The sequence below is a fragment of the Streptomyces nanshensis genome, from assembly GCF_001751255.1.
Lineage (GTDB): Bacteria > Actinomycetota > Actinomycetes > Streptomycetales > Streptomycetaceae > Streptomyces > Streptomyces nanshensis_A.
Map to the genome: position 1 here is coordinate 1 of NZ_LJGW01000164.1, position 15540 is coordinate 15540.

11 protein-coding genes are annotated in these 15540 nt (G+C 72.3%); 10 read left to right on the forward strand and 1 reads right to left on the reverse strand.

What is annotated here, in order from left to right; translation table 11 throughout:
• Nucleotides 1-999, reverse strand: a 999-nt coding sequence (locus tag AN218_RS10315) for an ATP-binding cassette domain-containing protein (RefSeq protein WP_079132015.1), incomplete at its 3' end; no start/stop codon positions are given.
• A 222-nt stretch (nt 1000-1221) separates the two neighbouring features.
• Between AN218_RS10315 and AN218_RS10320 the strand changes: the two genes are divergently transcribed.
• From AN218_RS10320 to AN218_RS36045, 10 genes are all read left to right on the forward strand, one after another.
• Nucleotides 1222-1911 carry an SDR family oxidoreductase gene (locus tag AN218_RS10320; protein WP_070016491.1) on the forward strand — a complete coding sequence of 230 codons (690 nt, stop codon included), beginning with the start codon at nt 1222-1224 and terminating at the stop codon, nt 1909-1911.
• Nucleotides 1908-2984: a methionine synthase gene (locus AN218_RS10325; RefSeq protein ID WP_079132011.1), complete on the forward strand. Its 1077-nt coding sequence runs from the start codon at nt 1908-1910 to the stop codon at nt 2982-2984. The genes AN218_RS10320 and AN218_RS10325 overlap by 4 nt, the downstream gene beginning before the upstream one ends.
• Nucleotides 2985-2999: 15 nt before the next feature.
• Nucleotides 3000-5201, forward strand: coding sequence for an NAD-dependent DNA ligase LigA (gene ligA / locus AN218_RS10330; RefSeq protein WP_070016492.1), 2202 nt, complete (start codon nt 3000-3002; stop codon nt 5199-5201).
• A 451-nt stretch (nt 5202-5652) separates the two neighbouring features.
• Nucleotides 5653-7743: a putative bifunctional diguanylate cyclase/phosphodiesterase gene (locus tag AN218_RS10335; protein WP_244900389.1), complete on the forward strand. Its 2091-nt coding sequence runs from the start codon at nt 5653-5655 to the stop codon at nt 7741-7743.
• Between the two features lie 585 nt (nt 7744-8328).
• A complete protein-coding gene (gene gatC, locus AN218_RS10340) occupies nt 8329-8625 on the forward strand; it encodes an Asp-tRNA(Asn)/Glu-tRNA(Gln) amidotransferase subunit GatC (RefSeq protein WP_070016493.1) in 297 nt (98 codons plus the stop codon).
• A 3-nt stretch (nt 8626-8628) separates the two neighbouring features.
• On the forward strand, nt 8629-10122 hold the full coding sequence (gene gatA, locus AN218_RS10345; RefSeq protein ID WP_070016494.1) for an Asp-tRNA(Asn)/Glu-tRNA(Gln) amidotransferase subunit GatA: 1494 nt from the start codon (nt 8629-8631) through the stop codon (nt 10120-10122).
• A complete protein-coding gene (locus AN218_RS10350; RefSeq protein ID WP_070016495.1) occupies nt 10119-10364 on the forward strand; it encodes a hypothetical protein in 246 nt (81 codons plus the stop codon). The genes gatA and AN218_RS10350 overlap by 4 nt, the downstream gene beginning before the upstream one ends.
• A 14-nt stretch (nt 10365-10378) precedes the next feature.
• Complete coding sequence (gatB, locus tag AN218_RS10355; RefSeq protein WP_070016496.1) at nt 10379-11887, forward strand: Asp-tRNA(Asn)/Glu-tRNA(Gln) amidotransferase subunit GatB; 1509 nt, start codon at nt 10379-10381, stop codon at nt 11885-11887.
• Nucleotides 11888-12314: 427 nt separating this feature from the next.
• Complete coding sequence (locus AN218_RS10360; protein WP_070016497.1) at nt 12315-14726, forward strand: MMPL family transporter; 2412 nt, start codon at nt 12315-12317, stop codon at nt 14724-14726.
• Nucleotides 14727-14732: 6 nt separating this feature from the next.
• The gene (locus tag AN218_RS36045; protein WP_070016498.1) at nt 14733-15404 is read left to right on the forward strand and encodes a GHMP family kinase ATP-binding protein; all 672 of its coding nucleotides are present in this window, start codon (nt 14733-14735) and stop codon (nt 15402-15404) included.
• Nucleotides 15405-15540: the final 136 nt, after the last annotated feature.

Genomic DNA, 15540 nt, shown 5'->3' on the forward strand with positions numbered 1-15540 from the left:
CGCCTGCTCGGCGCCGCCGTGCCCGCCGCCGTCCCCCGGCACGCGCGCCGTGAGCGCCACCGGGTCGCTCTCGGAACGCTCGACACGGGCGGCCAGGGTCCGCGCGAGCACGCGGTGCGCTTCCTCGCGCTGTGCCGGGTCGTGCAGCCGCAACTGCACCGAGCCCGCGCCGACGGACGACTTCAACTGGCCCGGTGTGCCCTCCGCGATGACCCGGCCGTGGTCGATCACCGCGATACGGTCCGCGAGTTGGTCCGCCTCGTCCAGGTACTGCGTGGTCAGCAGCACCGTCGTGCCGCGGGTGACCACGGCGCGGACGATGTCCCACACCTGGTTGCGGCTGCGCGGATCCAGGCCCGTCGTCGGCTCGTCGAGGAAGAGCAGGTCCGGGGTGCCGAGGATGCTCGCCGCGATGTCGATGCGCCGGCGCATGCCGCCCGAGTAGTGCTTCACCTGGCGCCGCGCCGCGTCCGCCAGCCCGAACGCCTCCAGCAGCGCCGCCGCCCGCCCGCGTGCGGCGGACCGGGTGTGGCCGAGCAGCCGGGAGAGCAGTACGAGGTTCTCCGTACCGGTCAGGTCCTCGTCCAGGGAGGCGTACTGCCCGGTGAGGCTGACCCGGGCCCGTACGGCGGCCGGTTCGCGCAGCACGTCGTGGCCGAAGACCCGCGCCCGCCCGGCGTCCGGGCGCAGCAGCGTGGCCAGCATCCGTACGGCGGTGGTCTTGCCGGCGCCGTTGGGCCCGAGCACCCCGTAGACCGCACCGGCGGGCACCCGCAGATCGATGCCGTCCACGGCGCGGTTGTCGCCGAAGACCTTCACCAGGCCGTGCGTCTCGACCGCGGGAGCGTCGGCGGTGCCGGAGGCCGGGGCGGGTACGGCGGTCCTGGGGGCGGCCCCCTGCGCGTCCGGTCCGGGTTCCGGTCCAGGTTCCGGTCCGGGGTCCGGCACCGCGTCCGTGCCCGTGCTCGCGTGCGGACCGGTCGTGTCAGTCGTCGGCATCGCTGCCCTCTCTCGTACAGGCGGCTTCCGGAGGCCCGCCCGCACGCGGGCGCCGTCCGGCTCACAGCGGGCAGACCGCAGCCGTGGCCGAAACTCATCGCGGGGGCGCCCGGCGGTGGTTGGGGGCGGCCGGTCGCGGCGGCCGGTCGTGGCGGCCCGGCGCCGTCCGGGCGAGAGCCCTCCGGTGCACGGCCCGCCGCGGCGCTGGGGGACGATGGGGCCATGGCAACGCATCTGATCACCGGTGCCGGCTCGGGCATCGGCGCCGCCGTCACCCGGCGGCTTCTGGACCGCGGCGACGAACTGTGGCTGCTGGCGCGCGACGCCGGCCGCGCCAAGGAGCTGAGGGAGCGGTTCGAGGGCGCCGCCACCGTCGTCGGCGACCTCGCCGAACCGGAGCGGCTCTCCTGGGCCCTGGGCCAGCAGTCCCTGCCGGACCGGCTGGACTCGCTCCAGCACGTCGCGGGCGTCGTCGAGCTGGGCGGCGTGGGCGAGTTGAGCGCACGCGTGTGGAACCAGACGATGGCGGCCAACCTCGTCGCACCCGCCGAGCTGACGCGCCTGCTGCTGCCGCAGCTCCGTCTCGCCCGCGGCCACGTCCTCTTCGTCAACTCCGGCGCGGGGCTGCGCGCCAACCCGCAGTGGTCCGCGTACGCCGCGAGCAAGCACGGTCTGCGGGCGCTCGCCGACTCCCTGCGCGCCGAGGAGGGCGGCAACGGCGTGCGCGTCACGTCCGTCTACCCGGGGCGCACCGCGACGCCGATGCAGGAGAAGGTGCACCGGCAGGAGGGCAGGGAGTACGACGCGGGGCGGTGGACCACCCCCGACTCCGTGGCGACGACCCTGCTGACGGCGCTGGACCTGCCGCGCGACGCGGAGGTCACCGATCTGACCGTACGGCCGGGCACATGAGCACGGAGAGCACCGACAACGCCCCCGCGGGCGCCGCCCGTACCGCGTCCGGAGCCGTGTGGGGCGCCGCGGCGGCCACCGGCGTCGGCTCGATGCCCGGCGAGGACCCGCGCGAGGCGGCCCGTACGGTCACCGGGACGCTGGAGACCTTCCCCTTCCTGCCCGAACTCCCCGCGCGCGGACCGGGCGCGGACATGACCGGACGCACCGTCGGTCTGCTCGTGGAGCTGTATGCGCATCTGGAGCCCAGCGGCTGGCGGATCAGCGACCGGCCCGGCCGTGACACCCGCCGCGCACGCTCCTGGCTGAGCGAAGACCTGGACGCTCTTGAGGAGTTCACGCAGGAGGACCACGGCGGACGGCGCGCCCTGAAGCTCTCCGCGGTCGGCCCCTGGACGCTCGCCGCGGGCCTGGAGCGGCGCAACGGCGAGGCCGTGCTGGGCGACGCGGGCGCGTGCCGCGATGTGACGGCCTCCCTCGTCGAGGGTCTGCGGAACCATCTGGCCGACGTACGGCGCCGGGTGCCCGGCACCCCGCTCGTGCTCCAGCTCGACGAGCCGATGCTGACGGCCGTGCTGCTCGGCAGGGTGCCCACCGCCAGCGGCTACCGCACCCACGGCGCCGTCGACCGCGCGGTCGCCGAGGGCGCGTTGCGCGAGATCACCGGGGCGTGCGCGGCGGAGGACGTGCCCGTCGTCGTGCACTCGTGCGCGCCGCGGCCGCCGTTCGCGCTGCTGCGCCGGGCGGGCGCCGCGGGCGTCTCGTTCGACGCGCGTCTGCTCACCGAGGGTGAGTACGACGCGGTCGGCGAGGCCGTCGAGGGCGGCACGGTGCTCTTCGCCGGGGTCGTGCCGGGGGACGGACCGCCCTCGGGTGGACTGTCGGACCCTGCCGGTAGCGTCGGTGGTGTCAGGTCGCTGTGGCGCAGGCTCGGGCTGTCCCCGGCCCTCCTCGCGGAGTCGGTCGTGGTCACTCCGGCCTGCGGTATGGCAGGCGCCTCGCCCGCGTACGCGCGTGCGGCGCTCGCCCACTGCGTCCGGGCGGCGAGGTCCCTCGCCGACGACCCTGAGTGACGAGAGGACGAGACGGTGGCGGGCAGAGAGAGCACGGCGGCATCGGCGGCGGGCACTGCGGTGCCCCCGGAGGCGCGTGAGCGGCACCGGCTGCTGGCCGAACAGATCGAGGAGCACCGCTTCCGCTACTACGTGCGGGACGCGCCCGTCGTCAGCGACGCCGAATTCGACCGGCTGCTGCGCGAGTTGCAGGCGCTGGAGGAGGAGCACCGGGAGCTGGTCACGCCCGACTCCCCGACCCAGCAGGTCGCGGGGCGGTACGAGACGGGGTTCACCGAGGTCGCCCACCGCGAGCGGATGCTCTCCCTCGACAACGCCTTCGACGACGAGGAGCTGGGGGAGTGGGCCGAGCGCGTCGCCCGCGAACTGGAGGGCGTGGAGCACCACTTCCTGTGCGAGCTGAAGATCGACGGCCTCGCGGTCAACCTCACGTACGAGCACGGCAGGCTCACCCGCGCCGCCACCCGCGGCGACGGCCGCACGGGCGAGGACATCACGCCCAACATCCGTACCATCGACGACATCCCCGAACACCTCGACGGCGAGCGGATCCCCGAGCTGGTCGAGGTGCGCGGGGAGGTCTTCTTCCCGATGGAGCGCTTCGAGGAGCTGAACGCCCGGCTGGTGGAGGCCGGCGACAAGCCGTTCGCCAACCCCCGCAACGCCGCGGCCGGTTCGCTCCGCCAGAAGGACCCGAAGGTCACGGCGACGCGCCCGCTGCGGATGGTCGTGCACGGCATCGGCGCCCGCGAGGGCTTCGACGTGGCCACGCTGAGCGAGGCGTACGGACTGCTGCGCGAGTGGGGACTGCCCACCTCGGACCACACGAAGGTGGTCGAAGGGCTCGACGGCGTCCGCGAGTTCATCGCGTACTACGGGGAGCACCGCCACTCGGTGGCGCACGAGATCGACGGCGTCGTGGTCAAGCTCGACGAGGTGCGGCTCCAGGGACGCCTGGGCTCCACGTCGCGGGCGCCGCGCTGGGCGATCGCCTGGAAGTACGCCCCGGAGGAGGTCAACACCAGGCTGGTCGACATCCGCGTGGGCGTCGGGCGTACGGGACGGGTCACGCCGTACGCGGTGGTGGAGCCGGTGACGGTCGCCGGCTCGGAGGTCGAGTTCGCCACGCTGCACAACCAGGAGGTCGTGCGGTCCAAGGGCGTGCTCATCGGGGACACGGTGGTGCTGCGCAAGGCCGGCGACGTGATCCCGGAGATCCTCGGTCCGGTCGCCGATCTGCGGGACGGCAGCGAGCGGGAGTTCGAGATGCCCGCGCACTGCCCGGACTGCGGCACGGAGCTGCGGCCCATGAAGGAGGGCGACATCGATCTGCGGTGTCCCAACGCCCGTTCCTGCCCGGCCCAGTTGAGGGAGCGGCTGTTCTATCTGGCGGGCCGCAAGAGCCTGGACATCGAGCACTTCGGCTATGTGGTGGCCTCGGCGCTCACCCAGCCGCTGGAGCCGGCGGAGCCACCGCTGAAGGACGAGGGCGGTCTCTTCGACCTCCGTACGGAGGATCTGCTGCCCATCAAGTCGTATGTGGTGGACCCGGATTCGGGTCTGCCCAAGCGGGATCCGGAGACGGGCGAGGAGAAGGTCGTCACCCTCTTCGCCAACCAGAAGGGCGAGCCCCGCAAGAACACCCTGGCGATGCTGGAGAACATCCAGGCGGCCAAGGAGCGTCCCCTCGCCCGGATCATCACCGGGCTCTCCATCCGCCATGTCGGGCCGGTGGCCGCGGAGGCGCTGGCCCGCGAGTTCCGCTCCCTGGACCGCATCGCGGAGGCCGACGAGGAGGAGCTGGCGGCGACGGAGGGCGTGGGCCCGACGATCGCGGCGTCGCTGAAGGCGTGGTTCGCGGAGGAGTGGCACCGCGAGATCGTCGAACGGTGGCGCGCCGCGGGCGTGCGCATGGAGGCGGAGGGCTCGCAGGAGTCGGGCCCGCGCCCGCTCGAAGGCATCACCGTCGTCGTCACCGGGACCCTGGAGACGCTCACCCGGGACGCCGCGAAGGAGGCCCTCCAGCAGCGGGGCGCAAAAGTGACCGGGTCGGTTTCGAAGAAGACCGGCTTCGTGGTGGTGGGGGAGAGTCCGGGGTCCAAATACGACAAGGCCGTCCAGTTGAAGGTGCCTATTTTGGACGATGACGGTCTCGCCGTTCTTCTGGAGCGCGGCGCGGACGCGGCCCGCGAAGTGGCCGAAAAGCATTCCGAATAGGGCACTGAGGGCGCGTCAACTCGTCCCGGTTCTCCCGCTGTTCCATCTCCGTCACAGGTGTCCCGTGCGTTTGCGGCCGGGTATGCACTCAGCAGCCGCACTGTTATCGGCTGTTGTGCGCGAAAGGGGCTGGATCAGCCGGGTCGCACACAGTCAACCCGGGCCGATCGCTGCCCTGGAAGCTGTGTGCGGCCTACTGTTGATGTGTGTGCCTGATTTGGGGAAGCAGGCACGGACGGCCGGCGGAGGGACGGGCATGCAGGAAATTCCTGGGGGCCACGGCCCCCCGTACTCCAGCCTGCCCGACGGCACGAGTGGCAGTACGGGGTCCACGGGCGGAGCGGAGGACGTGCCGTGGGTGCAGCGCATCGCCGCGCTGCGAGTGCCCGGACTGTCGTTGATCGTCGTCGTCGGAGCTGGCATCGCTCTGGGCACAGGCATCTTCCGGGTCATGACGGACAGCAGAGCACTCTTCCCGGACGCGGTCGCGGGGTGGTCGCTCGCGGTCCTCACGGGTCTGATCGTCGGTCACCTCGTGGCGCTCGGCCGGGACCGCTGGTGGAGCGGCACCGGTTCGGGCGCCGCGCTGACGCTGGCGATCCTGCTGCTGTACGGCTGGGCTCCGGCCGTGGTCGTCAGCCTCGCGGTGGTGGTGCTGGTGGGTGCGGTGCGCCGCACCCGCTGGCGGCAGGCCCTCGTACAGGGCGCCGTCGACATCCTCGGCATCGGGGCGGCGGCGCTGACGCTCTCCGCGGTCGGCGTCCACCCGTCGGTGGCGCACCCGTGGCAGCCCGCGGACTGGGACTTCTTCGCGCTGCCCGAGATCGTGCTGGCCGCCTTCGTGTATCTGGTGGTCACCCGCACCCTGCTGTGGTTCTCGCACTCGCCGCGCAAGACGGGCCTGCCCACCGCGCTGCGCAGGGCGCTGCTGCGGCAGGGGCTGATAGCCGGCGCGCTGCTGGGCATATCGCCGCTGATCGCGGTGGTCGCCGCCTACCGGCCCATTCTGCTCCCGCTGTTCGCGGTGCCGCTCATCGCGCTGGACTCCACGCTGTGGATCGCCCGCGTACGGGCCGAGGAGGCGCTGCGCGATCCGCTCACGGGACTGCCCAACCGGCAGTGGCTGCTGGAGCGCACCTGGTCGGCGCTGGACGAGGCGGACCGTACGGAGGCCCGCTCGGCGCTCGTCCTCATCGACCTCGACCGCTTCCGTTCCGTCAACGACACGCTCGGCCATCTCGCGGGCGACAGGCTGCTGTTGAAGATCGCCGAACGGCTCCGCGCGGAACTGCCGCGCGGCGCGGAGGCGGCACGGCTCGGCGGCGACGAGTTCGCCGTCCTGCTGCCGATGGCCGACTCCGCCACCGGCGCCATGCGCGCCGCCCGCACCCTGGTCTCGGCGCTGGGCGCGCCGCTCGACCTGGACGGGCTGACGCTCGTCCTGGAGGCCAGCGCGGGCGTCGCCGTCTTCCCGGAGCACGCACGCGAGGCCGAGGGACTGCTGCGCCGCGCGGACGTGGCCATGTACGAGGCCAAGCGCGACCGCACGGGCGTCGAGGTCTACGAGGCCACACGCGACAGCAACACCCCCGACCGGCTGGGCCTGTTGGCGGATCTGCGCCGCGCGCTGGACGCCGGCGAGGTCGAGCTGCACTACCAGCCGAAGGTCGGCTTCGACGGCGTCGTCGGCGGCCTGGAGGCACTGGTGCGGTGGGTGCACCCCGAGCGGGGACGCGTCCCTCCGGACGAGTTCATCGCGATCGCGGAGACGTCGGGGCTGATGCCGCGGCTGACCGAGTACGTCCTGGAGACGGCACTCGCGCAGGTCTCCCGCTGGCGTTCGGACGGGCTCACGGTGCCCGTCGCCGTGAACGTCTCACCCCGCGACGTCCACGCACCGGGCTTCGCGGGCGACGTCGCGGGCCGCCTCGCCCGGCACGGAGTCCCCGCCGGCGCCCTCCAGTTGGAGATCACGGAGCACGTCCTGCTGGAGGACCCGCACCGCGCGGCGGACACGCTGGCGGCGCTGGCGGGGCACGGCGTGAAGATGTCCCTGGACGACTTCGGCACCGGCTACTCCTCGCTCGTCCATCTGCGGCGGCTGCCGGTCAGCGAGCTGAAGATCGACCGGTCCTTCGTGGCCCGGCTCGCGGTGGACGCGGAGGACGCGGAGATCGTGCGCTGCACCGTCGATCTGGCGCACTCCCTGGGCCTGTTGGTGGTGGCGGAGGGCGTCGAGGACGACGAGACATGGGAGCGGCTGCGGGATCTGGGGTGCGACGCGGTGCAGGGGTGGCTCGTGGCCGCCGCGATGCCGCCGGACGAGACGACGGCGTGGCTGCGGGCGCGCGACGGCGTCCCGGACGCCATCGAACACTCCACTCCGCGCCCGCAGTCGGAGTGCGGCCCGTCGGCGTCCGCGGCGGGCTCCACCCGCCAGCACCCCGGCTCCACGAGCGGCCCGCCGCACCCCTCGGGCCCGCCCAAACCGACCCAGTCCCACGACGCGAACCGGCCGACGGGGTGGCAGCCGGTGCAGTAGCGCGTGGCCGCTTGGGCGCTTGGCGGGTGGTGGTTCGCCTCCGGTTCGTGGTTGGTTCCGGGGGCGGGCCGCTCCGGTGTCCCGTCCCCTCGCTCCGCTGGGGAGACCCCAAGCGTCCCGCCCCCTCCTGCCGTCCGGCGTCTGCCGCTTTCGTACGTCCACGCCTACGGCTCTCAACTGCCGCCGTGCGTCGGCGGCTTGAGGCCGTCCCTCTCGTACGTTCAGTCAACTACGGCCGTATGCGGACCTGTTCGGGATCGAAGCGATCGCCGTGCATCTGTGTCACCGGAGGGGTAGCCGCCGACGTACGGGAGGGGGCGGGCCGCGCAGGGGGTATGTCCGGACGCTTGCCCGTGATTTGCGGACCGGTACTGGTAAGGCCCAGCAATTGGGCGGACGGTACAGGGAGGTAAATCATGGGTCCGGACGTGCCCCCGGAGCGGCCCGCACCCGGAGCCCGATCGCACCCCGAGGCGCACTGAGCCGCACCCACAGCGCGGCCCCCGCCGCCCGACGCCCGGCCCACCCCGTAAGAGCCATAGGATTGGGCTCGGAAAATCCGACACTCACCCAGAGGACCGCTGCATGCCTGGCATCTCGCGCGAGGAGGTCGCCCACCTCGCCCGGCTGGCGCGCCTGGAGCTGAAAGACGAAGAGCTGGATCACTTCGCCGGTCAGCTCGACGACATCATCGGTGCCGTCGCCACCGTCTCCGACGTCGCCAACGAGGACGTACCGCCGACCTCCCACCCGCTGCCGCTCACGAACGTCATGCGCCCGGACACCGTCCGTCCGAGCCTGACCCCGCAGCAGGCGCTCTCCGGCGCCCCGGCACAGGAACAGCAGCGTTTCAAGGTGCCGCAGATCCTCGGGGAGGACTGAGCGATGGCCGACCTGACCAGACTGACCGCGGCGCAGACCGCGGAGATGATCGCGAGCGGCGAGGTCACCGCCGTCGAGGTCGCCGAGGCGCACCTCGCGCGGATCGAGGCGGTGGACGAGAAGGTGCACGCCTTCCTGCACATCGACCGCGAGGGCGCGCTCGCCAAGGCCCGCGAGGTCGACGAGAAGCGCGCACGCGGTGAGCGGCTCGGCCCGCTGGCCGGTGTGCCGGCGGCGGTCAAGGACCTGTTCACCACCGAGGGCGTGCCGACCACGGTCGGCTCCAAGATCCTCGAGGGCTGGATCCCGCCGTACGACTCGACCGTGGTGCGCAAGCTGAAGGAGGCGGACGTCGTCATCCTCGGCAAGACGAACATGGACGAGTTCGCCATGGGCTCCTCGACGGAGAACAGCGCGTACGGGCCGACCGGCAACCCGTGGGACCTGACCCGCGTACCGGGCGGTTCCGGAGGCGGTTCCTCCGCGGCGATCACCGCGTACGAGGCGCCGCTGGCGCTGGGCACCGACACCGGCGGCTCCATCCGCCAGCCCGCCGCCGTCACCGGCACCGTGGGCGTCAAGCCGACCTACGGCGGGGTCTCCCGCTACGGCATGGTGGCCTTCTCCTCCTCGCTCGACCAGGCCGGTCCCTGCGCCCGTACGGTGCTCGACGCGGCGCTGCTGCACGCCGTGATCGGCGGCCACGACGAGCTGGACTCGACCTCCATCGACCAGCCCGTCCCGGACGTCGTCGCGGCCGCCCGCAACGGCGACGTGGCGGGCCTGCGGGTCGGCGTCGTCACGGAGTTCCGCGGCGAGGGCTACCAGGCGGGCGTGCTCCAACGCGTCGACGAGACCGTCGAGTTGCTGCGGGAGCTGGGCGCGGAGGTCGTCGAGGTCTCCTGTCCGTCCTTCACCAAGGCCCTCGCGGCGTACTACCTGATCGCGCCGTCCGAGTGCTCCTCGAACCTCGCCCGCTTCGACGCGATGCGCTACGGCCTGCGCGTGGGCGACGACGGCACGCACTCCGCGGAGGAGGTCACCGCGCTCACCCGCGAGGCCGGCTTCGGCGACGAGGTCAAGCGCCGCGTGATGCTGGGCACTTACGCGCTCAGCTCCGGCTACTACGACGCGTACTACGGGTCGGCGCAGAAGGTCCGCACGCTCATCACGCGTGACTTCGAGCGTGCCTTCGGCGAGGTGGACGTGCTGGTCTCGCCCACCACCCCGACCACGGCCTTCCCGATCGGCGAGCGCACCGACGACCCGATGGCCATGTATCTGGCCGACCTGTGCACCATCCCGTCCAACCTGGCCGGGAACGCCGCCATGTCCGTACCGTGCGGTCTGGCCCCGGAGGACGGCCTTCCGGTGGGGCTCCAGATCATCGCCCCGGCCATGGCCGATGACTGTCTCTATCGTGTCGGTGCGGCGCTGGAAGCCGCTCACCAGGCACGTTGGGGGCACCCGCTGCTTGAGGAGGCACCGTCGCTGTGAGTGGAAAGCTCCAGAAGGCCAAGGGGTTCAAGAAGTCCAGGGCCGGTATGTATCTGTCCATCGCCAGCTCGCTCTTCGGGGTGGTCGGCACCGTCAAGCGCGGCAAGGAGGCGCGTCGCGAGGGCGACACGCTCCAGCTCATCGACGTGGCCGTCTCGGCGGCGGGCATCGTCACGGGTGTCGCGCTGCTGGTGCGTGAGCTGCGGCGGCTCGACGTCGACGACGTCCTCTTCGACGACTGAGAGGCGAGTTTCCAGTGACCGTCACCGAACTGGTGCCGTACGAGGAGGCGTTGGCGACCTACGACCCCGTCATGGGGCTGGAGGTCCACGTCGAGCTCGGTACCGCGACGAAGATGTTCTGCGGCTGTTCGACGACGCTCGGCGCGGACGCCAACAGCCAGACGTGCCCCACGTGTCTGGGGCTGCCGGGCGCGCTGCCCGTCGTCAACGCGACGGGCGTCGAGTCCGCCGTCCGTATCGGTCTCGCGCTGCACTGCGAGATCGCGGAGTGGTGCCGCTTCGCGCGGAAGAACTACTTCTACCCGGACATGCCGAAGAACTTCCAGACCTCTCAGTACGACGAGCCGATCGCCTTCGACGGCTACCTCGACGTACAGCTCGAGGACGGCGAGATCTTCCGCGTGGAGATCGAGCGCGCGCACATGGAGGAGGACACCGGCAAGTCGACGCACATCGGCGGCGCCACGGGCCGCATCCACGGGGCCTCCCACTCGCTGCTCGACTACAACCGGGCCGGCATCCCGCTCATCGAGATCGTCACCAAGCCGATCGAGGGCGCGGGGGAGCGGGCGCCCGAGGTCGCCAAGGCGTACGTCGCCGAACTGCGCGAGCTGATCAAGGCGTTGGGCGTCTCCGAGGCCCGCATGGAGATGGGCCAGATGCGCTGCGACGTGAACCTGTCGCTGCGCCCGAAGGGCGAGCGGTCCTTCGGCACCCGCAGCGAGACGAAGAACGTCAACTCGCTGCGCAGCGTGGAGCGTGCGGCCCGCTTCGAGGTCCAGCGGCACGCGGCCGTACTGGACGCGGGCGGGAAGATCGTCCAGGAGACGCGCCACTTCCACGAGGACGACGGCAGCACGACGCCGGGCCGGGTGAAGGAGGAGGCGGAGGACTACCGCTACTTCCCCGAACCGGATCTGGTGCCGGTGGCGCCCTCGCGCGAGTGGGTCGAGGAACTGCGCGCCGGGCTCCCGGAGTTGCCGCGCGTACGCCGCAACAGGCTGCGCGAGGAGTGGGGCATCTCGCAGCACGAGATGCAGTCCGTGCTCAACGCCGGCGCCGTCGGCCTGATCGTGGCCACGACGGACGCGGGCGCTCCGGCCGACCAGGCCCGCAAGTGGTGGATGGGCGAACTCGCCCGCCGCGCCAACGAGTCGGGCACCGACCTGGCGGATCTGCCCATCGGCCCGGAGGACGTCGCCCGGGTCTGCGCGCTGGTCGCGGAGGGCTCCCTCAACGACAAGCTCGCACGGCAGGTCATCGAGGGCGTCCTCGACGGTGAGGGCGCTCCGGACGAGGTCGTCGAGAAGCGCGGTCTGAAGGTCGTCTCGGACGAGGGCGCGCTCGGCGCGGCCGTCGACGAGGCGATCGCGGGCAACGCGGCCGTCGCCGAGAAGATCCGCGGCGGCAAGGTGCAGGCGGCGGGCGCGCTCGTCGGCGCGGTCATGAAGGCCACGCGCGGGCAGGCCGACGCGGCACGGGTGCGCGAACTGATCCTGGAGAAGCTCGGCGTCGAGGGCTGAGCCCGGCCCCGGCCGGCCGGGGCGGCAGACGACGGAGAGGCGGTCCGAGCGGGCCGCCTCTCCGTCTGTGCCGGGCCGTTCCGGGCCGCCCGGCGGTGTGTTCAAGGGGTGTGCGCGCGGTCTCCGCCCCCGTGGTGCACGGAGCGCGCACATTGCGTTCGCACATGGTCGTCCGTCCCGTAGATGTAGGCGATGACCTGCGGTAACGCCAGGGTGGCGCGGCACTTGTGGGCTTGAACACAAAGGTGGCAAAGGATCTTCTTCCGGTGTCACTCTGCCAGGACGGAACATCACGACATCATCACGATGTCGCCGTCCCTCCCTGCCCGCCCATGCGGCGCCGTGGGCCCCGTACGTCCACAGGTCCGTCGTACGAACCCGGCTCGGGAGGCCCCCGCCCCCACTCCCGGGAAGAGGTCAAGCGCGTATGACGGCTCTCGCCCGCTGGTGTCTGCGCCGCCGTCTGGCCGTGATCGTGCTGTGGTTCGCCGTTCTCCTGGGCGTGGGCACCTCCGCGCTCGCCACCGGATCGGCGTTCTCCAACCAGTACGACGTCCCCGGCACCGAGTCGGGCCGTGCGACCACGCTCATGAGCCAGGGCTTCCCCGACCGCAAGGGCGACAGCGACACCATCGTCTGGCACACGGGCAAGGGCACCGACGCCTCCACGGACGACGTCCGCGACGCACAGGTCGAGAAGACCATGGGCCGGACCCTGAAGGACGTCGCGAAGCTGCCCGGCGTCGCCTCGGTCCAGAGCCCGTACGGCGGTGAACGCGGCGAGCACGAGGACCGCGTCAGCCGCGACGGCCGTACCGCGTACGCGACGGTGACCTTCGACCAGTCCGTCGAGAAGCTCGACAAGAAGGACGTGCAGCGCGTCGTCGACACCGCGCAGCGCGCGGGCGAGAAGGTCCCCGGAGTCGACATCGAACTCGGCGGCCCCGGCATCGCGTTGACCGAGAAGCAGGAGGGGCACCTCAGCGAGGCCGTGGGCGTCGCCGTGGCGGCCGTGGTGCTGCTGATCGCCTTCGGCTCGCTCGCCGCGATGGTGCTGCCGCTGGTGACGGCCGTGGTCAGCGTCGGCACGGCCACCCTCGGCATCGGGCTGCTCAGCCATGTGATGACGGTGGCCGACTTCGCGCCGATGCTCGGCACCCTCATCGGACTCGGCGTCGGCATCGACTACGCGCTGTTCATCGTCACCAGACACCGCCGCGGACTGAAGGAGGGCCTGCCCGTCGACGTGGCGGCCGAGCGCGCCGTCGCATCGGCGGGGCGGGCCGTGGTGTTCGCCGGTGTCACGGTGTGCATCGCCCTGCTGGGCATGCTCGTGCTCCGGCTCAGCTTCCTCAACGGCGTCGCGGTCGCCGCCTCGTTGACCGTCGTGCTCGCCGTGCTCTCCTCCGTCACGCTCGTGCCCGCACTGCTCGGCGTCATCGGCAAGCGCGCCCTGAGCAGACGGGAGCGGCGGCGGATGCTCGCGGAGGCGGACGCGGACGCGGAGGGCAGTACGGACGGGCCGGGCGTCGCGGACGCGCCGCACGCCTCCGCCGGCGTCTCCACCGCCAAGAGCGCCCGGCGGGCGGGCGGTTGTGCCATCGCGCGCTGGTCGTCCTTCGTCTCCCGCCATCCCCGGCTGCTCGGCGGGATCGCCGCCGCGGTGATGGTCGTGCTGGCGGTGCCCGTGACCGGGCTCCAGCTCGGCACGTCCGACCAGGGCAGCAACCCCCGTACGACCACGACGCGGCAGGCCTACGACCGGCTCGCGGACGGATTCGGACCGGGCACGAACGGGCCGCTCACGCTCGTCGGCGAGATCGACGACGCCGCCGCGAAGCTCGACTTCGAGAAGCTGCCCGACAAGCTGCGCGACGTCGACGGCGTCGCCCATGTCTCCGGCGGCGAGCTGAACGGCAGCGGCGGCACCGGCGTCATCACCGTCGTCCCGGACAGCGCGCCGCAGGACAAGCGCACCTCGCAACTCGTGGAGGACCTGCGCGAGGACGTGCTGCCGGAGGCGACCTCCTCCAGCTCCCTCGACGTACGGGTGGGCGGAGTGACGGCCGCGCACGACGACTTCGCGTCCGTGATCCTCGGCAAGCTGCCGCTGTTCGTCGGCGTCGTGGTCTCGCTGGGATGCGTGCTGCTCCTCGTCGCCTTCCGCAGCATCGGGATCCCGCTGAAGGCCGCGCTGATGAACGTGATGGCGGTGGCCGCGGCGTGCGGGGTGGTCGTCGCCGTCTTCCAATGGGGGTGGGGCAGCGGCCTGTTGGGGCTGGGCGGTCCCGGACCGATCGAGCCCTTCCTGCCGGTGATCATGGTCTCGGTGCTCTTCGGGCTGTCGATGGACTACCAGGTCTTCCTCGTCAGCCGTATGTACGAGGAGTGGCGTCTGACCGGGGACAACTGTAGATCCGTACGCGTCGGGCTGGCCGAGACGGGACGGGTGATCAACTCCGCGGCCGTCATCATGATCGCGGTCTTCGGTGCGTTCGTGCTGAGCGGCGACAGGATCATCGCGATGTTCGGCATCGGGCTCGCGGCGGCCGTGGCGCTGGACGCGTTCGTGCTGCGTACGCTGCTCGTCCCCGCGCTGATGCACATGCTGGGCAGCGCCAACTGGTGGCTGCCGAAGTGGATGGACCGCTGGCTGCCGCGCGTCAGCATCGAACCGGAGACTCCGGCACCGGAGCCGGAGTCCGTACCGGAAGGGCTGCCGGAGTCCGTACCGGAACCACGGGCGGAGCCCGCACCGGTCGCCGCCGCCGGCGCGGGCGCACTCCCCGCACCGCGTGACGCACTCTCATCGGACTCTCAGAATCGGCCCCTACGGTGACGCCCCATGGCTACCGAGACGACCAAGACCGACAAGAACGAGGAGGCCGGCGGCGTGACCGACACCGGACTCGACAAGGACACCAGCGAGGAGACCGCCGGCAAGACCGGTGAGTCCTCGGCCGCCGCGGCGTCGGCCGAGGAGAACCCCCGTACCGAGACCCTCACGGACGACGGCCTCGCCGAGGACGACCTCGACGACGAGGGCCCCGGCGACGACGGCACCGCCCGTGCCACCGCCCTACGCCGCGGCAGCGGACTGGGCGCCGGCGCCGCCGCCGTCGTCAGCGCCGGGCTGGGCCTGAGCTCCATCACGGGCACCTCGCTCAGCGAGATGCTGCGCGACCGCAAACAGCTCATCGGGCAGATCGAGAGCAGCGCCCAGGGCGCGCAGGGCGGCGGCGGTGGCGCCGACCAGATCAACGCGCTGTACGGCGCGCCCTGGCACGCCACGGCGCTGCTGAACGGCATCTTCGCGCTGCTCGCCGTCCTCGTGGGCGGTGTGCTGCTCGCGCTGGCGGCCCGGCGTGCCGACACCCGTTCCTGGGTGAAGGGCGTCGCGCTGGGCGGTGTGATCCTCGGCGTCATCGGCCTGGTGGTGGCCGGCGGCATGTACCTGGACCTCTTCGCCTCCGCGCCCGAGGTGCCGAGCGCGCCCGCCGGACAGCCCGCGCAGTGACCGCGGGACGGTGACCTCCGGGCCGCCGGACCGGTCGTACGGACGCGCCGTGCGGGCCGGTGGTACGCGCCGGTCGTACGGGCCGTGCCGCGTACGCCGCCCGTCGCGGGTGCCCGAACCGCCCCTGGCACGGCCG

What these genes read in the sequence shown, in the direction of transcription:
- AN218_RS10335 (WP_244900389.1), top strand. Translation starts at nt 5,653, where the DNA reads ATGACGGACAGCAGAGCACTCTTCCCGGACGCGGTCGCGGGGTGGTCG.
- AN218_RS36045 (WP_070016498.1), top strand. Translation starts at nt 14,733, where the DNA reads ATGGCTACCGAGACGACCAAGACCGACAAGAACGAGGAGGCCGGCGGC.
- gatA (WP_070016494.1), top strand. Translation starts at nt 8,629, where the DNA reads ATGGCCGACCTGACCAGACTGACCGCGGCGCAGACCGCGGAGATGATC.
- gatC (WP_070016493.1), top strand. Translation starts at nt 8,329, where the DNA reads ATGCCTGGCATCTCGCGCGAGGAGGTCGCCCACCTCGCCCGGCTGGCG.
- AN218_RS10320 (WP_070016491.1), top strand. Translation starts at nt 1,222, where the DNA reads ATGGCAACGCATCTGATCACCGGTGCCGGCTCGGGCATCGGCGCCGCC.
- AN218_RS10360 (WP_070016497.1), top strand. Translation starts at nt 12,315, where the DNA reads ATGACGGCTCTCGCCCGCTGGTGTCTGCGCCGCCGTCTGGCCGTGATC.
- AN218_RS10325 (WP_079132011.1), top strand. Translation starts at nt 1,908, where the DNA reads ATGAGCACGGAGAGCACCGACAACGCCCCCGCGGGCGCCGCCCGTACC.